The 3,493-nt window shown below is 48.6% G+C and carries 3 protein-coding genes; all 3 read left to right on the forward strand.

The genetic code is table 11. From position 1 onward, the window contains the following. The first annotated feature begins 161 nt into the window (after window positions 1-161). The 3 genes from Q0502_RS14380 to Q0502_RS14390 are packed head-to-tail and all read left to right on the forward strand — an operon-like array spanning window position 162 to window position 3,228. A complete protein-coding gene (locus tag Q0502_RS14380) occupies window positions 162-1,160 on the forward strand; it encodes a glycoside hydrolase family 130 protein (RefSeq protein WP_298652077.1) in 999 nt (332 codons plus the stop codon). Continuing rightward, window positions 1,157-2,215 (forward strand): glycosyl hydrolase family 18 protein, encoded by a 1,059-nt coding sequence (locus Q0502_RS14385; RefSeq protein ID WP_298652080.1) that lies wholly within the window; start codon window positions 1,157-1,159, stop codon window positions 2,213-2,215. The genes Q0502_RS14380 and Q0502_RS14385 overlap by 4 nt, the downstream gene beginning before the upstream one ends. Next, on the forward strand, window positions 2,170-3,228 hold the full coding sequence (locus tag Q0502_RS14390) for a glycoside hydrolase family 18 protein (RefSeq protein ID WP_298652083.1): 1,059 nt from the start codon (window positions 2,170-2,172) through the stop codon (window positions 3,226-3,228). The genes Q0502_RS14385 and Q0502_RS14390 overlap by 46 nt, the downstream gene beginning before the upstream one ends. Window positions 3,229-3,493: the final 265 nt, after the last annotated feature.

Here is a 3,493-nt window from a genome sequence, read left to right on the forward strand (position 1 = left end):
TCGATCTGGACAGTTGCAGGGAAATGGGGGAAACGATATTTGTTTCCTCCAGCGAATTGCCTCCTTTCCTTTGTTTTGCTAACACACTAAGGATAGCACGAAATCGCCTGTTCAAGTTAGATTAGATACATAATATAGTTTATTAATTATTACGGCAGGAGATGCAATTTTTATTGAATAAGATAAAAGGTACTAAAATAAAAAATCTTCCGTGGCAGCCCAAGCCGGAGGGAAGTACGGCACCAGTCTGGAGATATGGCGGCAATCCGATTATCCGATGCGACGCCACTCCGACTTCCAATAGTGTCTTTAACTCCGCCGTGGTGCCTTTCGGAGACGGTTTCGCCGGGCTGTTTCGATGCGACAGCAGGGCCGTGAGCATGGATCTTTACCCGGGTTTCAGCAGGGACGGAATCCACTGGGACATTCGTCCGGATCCCGTTCGCTTCGAGGGGGATCCGGAAGTCACCCGGCGCGAGTACCGGTATGATCCGCGCGTATGTTTCCTCGGCGATCGGTATTATATCACTTGGTGCAACGGCTATCATGGGCCGACCATCGGACTCGGTTATACTTTCGATTTCAAGACTTTTAACCAGATGGAGAACGCCTTTCTTCCCTATAACCGGAACGGCGTCCTGTTTCCAAAGAAGATCCATGGGTATTACGCCATGCTCAGCCGGCCGAGTGACACGGGCCACACGCCGTTCGGGGACATTTTCTACAGCGTCAGCCCGGATCTTACCTTCTGGGGAAAGCACCGCTTCGTGATGGGCGCGGTGCACGGGGACCGATCCGCCTGGCAGTCGACAAAAATCGGCCCCGGGCCTGTGCCGATCGAAACGGACGAGGGATGGCTCCTGATTTACCACGGGGTCATCACAACCTGCAACGGCTTTGTCTACCGGATGGGCTGCGCTCTTCTGGACGCGGACGAACCTTGGAAGGTCAGGCTCCGCTCCCGCTTTTATATCCTCGGCCCCAGAGAAGAGTACGAGCGGGCGGGAGACGTGCCAAACGTGACATTTCCCTGCGCTGCCCTTACAGACTCCGCGACGGGGCGCATCGCCATCTATTATGGGTGCGCCGACACGGTGACCGGGCTCGCCTTTACGACAATAGGGGAACTGATGAACTATATGAAGAGATATCCGCTATGAGGAAGGAGAAATTTTCTGTGAAGGAAAAGATATTGGCGGCTTACTGCCTGGACAAAAACGTAAAAGAAGTCACGAAGGATGATGCTTGCAAATTAAACCGTTTGAACATTGCTTCCGGTAGTATCAAGGACGGAATGCCACATCTGATTTCGAAAGAAGGAGTTGGCCGCATTGATAAACTGAGAAGATGGAACCCTACTCTACGTTGTTCCATCTGCTTTGGGGGCGAATACTCCACGCCGTGCCGAACGGAAGATGGACGGGAAAGAATTGCTCAAACTCTAACCGATATAGCCGTCCGGTACCGCCTTGATGGTATTGACATTGACTGGGAATATCCGTGCTGTGGTGAAAATGGGTTTGTAGCAGATCCTGCTGACCGTGACAATTACACACTTCTTCTTGCGTCAATTCGACAAGCAATGGATATTTCGGGATCAGGACGCCGTCTTTTATTGACCAGCGCCGTTGGGGCTGGTCAATATTTTATCGACAGCACCAGAATGGATCAGGCTGAGAAATATCTGGACTGCATTTATTTGATGACCTACGATATGCGGGGACCGTTCCAAGTTCTGACCGGCCACCACACCAACCTGTTCCAACCGATAGGTGATATCTTTACAGATAGCGTTGCTTCTTCTGCGCAGATGTTTAAAAAAGCAGGCGTTCCGAGGGAAAAAATTGTCCTTGGTATGGCGTTTTACTCCAGAATATGGAAAAATGTTCCAAACCGATACAATGGATATCTGCAGATAGCAAAAACGCGTGGGGAATATGGTCCGCACTATGATGAGCTTTGCAAAAAATATGTCAACAAAAATGGGTATATCCGCTACTGGGATGATGTCTGCAAGGCACCCTACCTTTTTAATGGAAGCACCTTTATTTCCTATGATGATGAGAAATCCGTTGCCTTAAAGTGCGCTTACGCGCGTAGCAAGGACTACGGTGGCGTTTTTTATTGGGAACACGGCTGTGATCAGACAAAAACGCTGCTAGGCACAGCATGGAAAAATCTCTTCGGTTCGGAGGAAAGGAGAAAAGTTCGGTGATGCGTGTATTGGCAGGGTACCTGCTGGATAAGACGGGACTGACCATCACAAAGAACGATGCCCGTAAACTGACCCACTTGATGATTGCTTTTGGAAAAATAGACGGTGTATTAATTCGAACAGAACATCTTGCAGGACTTGAAAAAATTGCCCTACTGAAAAAATGGAACCCTTCACTCCATATTTTGCTGTCGTTGGTCGGTGCCAAGCCCGATTCTTTTTCCCGAGTCAGTGCGGAAGAAGAAACAAGAAGGAGATTTGCCGTTTCCTGCTGGGAAACAGTAAGACGTTTTGACATTGACGGTGTTGACCTCGATTGGGAATATCCTTGCTGTCCCGAAAATTTCATTGAGGCTTCTCCTCGGGATAAAGAAAATTTTACTCTTCTCTGTGAGGCAATTCGAAAGGAATTTGAACGCCGAGGTGAATGGAAACTTCTCCTGACCATTGCAGCCGGAGCTGGTCAGTACTATGTTGAAAATACGCAGATGGAAAAGGTTTCACGTTACCTAGATTTTGTCTTTCTGATGACATATGATTTTCGCTGCGGATTTCATACTCTGACGGGACATCATACCAACCTTTACACATCGACGGGAGATCTCTACCGAACCAGTGCCGATGCTGCCGTCCGGCTTTTCCTCGGTTCCGGTGTACCAGCTTCCAAAATTGCCATCGGTGGGGCCATGTATTCCCGCATGTGGACCGGCGTTCCGGATCGCAACCACGGCTTTCTTCAGCCGACGGAAGGTTCAGGCAAATATGGACCTGTCTATAGTGATTTGAAAGCTGACTATATTAACCGGAACGGTTATGAGAGATTTTGGGACGACGAAGCGAAAGCTCCGTATCTATTTAACGGGAATACCTTTATATCTTATGATGATCCTCAGTCGCTGCAGTGCAAATGCAAATATATTAAGCAGCATAATCTTGCCGGCATATTTTACTGGGAGCACGGAGGAGATAGAACGGGAGAGTTGCTAAATGCAATGACCAGCATATTGAAATAAATAGTTGTACAATTGAATTTGGATCTTAACCGGAACAGAAATTTAGCTGGCTTTTCCCCTTCCAAAAAGTTGGTCTCCTCAGCTGTGGAGAATACTTTTCCTGATTATGACCATACTGCTCCAACGCTTGGAAGCTGGAAAAGCTGCGCAAAACATGGGATCAGATTGTCAGGAAATATGCCACCCCTGTCCGTGTGAACGGCAAGGCCATGCTTGTCGGCGATGGAATCAAGCGCTCCAAAGAAGGCTACCGGATGCCAGGGGT

This window comes from uncultured Proteiniphilum sp. (assembly GCF_937873925.1).
Lineage (GTDB): Bacteria > Bacteroidota > Bacteroidia > Bacteroidales > Dysgonomonadaceae > Proteiniphilum.

Bases quoted from the DNA above. Each gene is read 5' to 3' on its own strand.
- Q0502_RS14390 (WP_298652083.1), top strand. From the start codon at position 2,170: ATGGAAAAATCTCTTCGGTTCGGAGGAAAGGAGAAAAGTTCGGTGATG.
- Q0502_RS14380 (WP_298652077.1), top strand. From the start codon at position 162: ATGCAATTTTTATTGAATAAGATAAAAGGTACTAAAATAAAAAATCTT.
- Q0502_RS14385 (WP_298652080.1), top strand. From the start codon at position 1,157: ATGAGGAAGGAGAAATTTTCTGTGAAGGAAAAGATATTGGCGGCTTAC.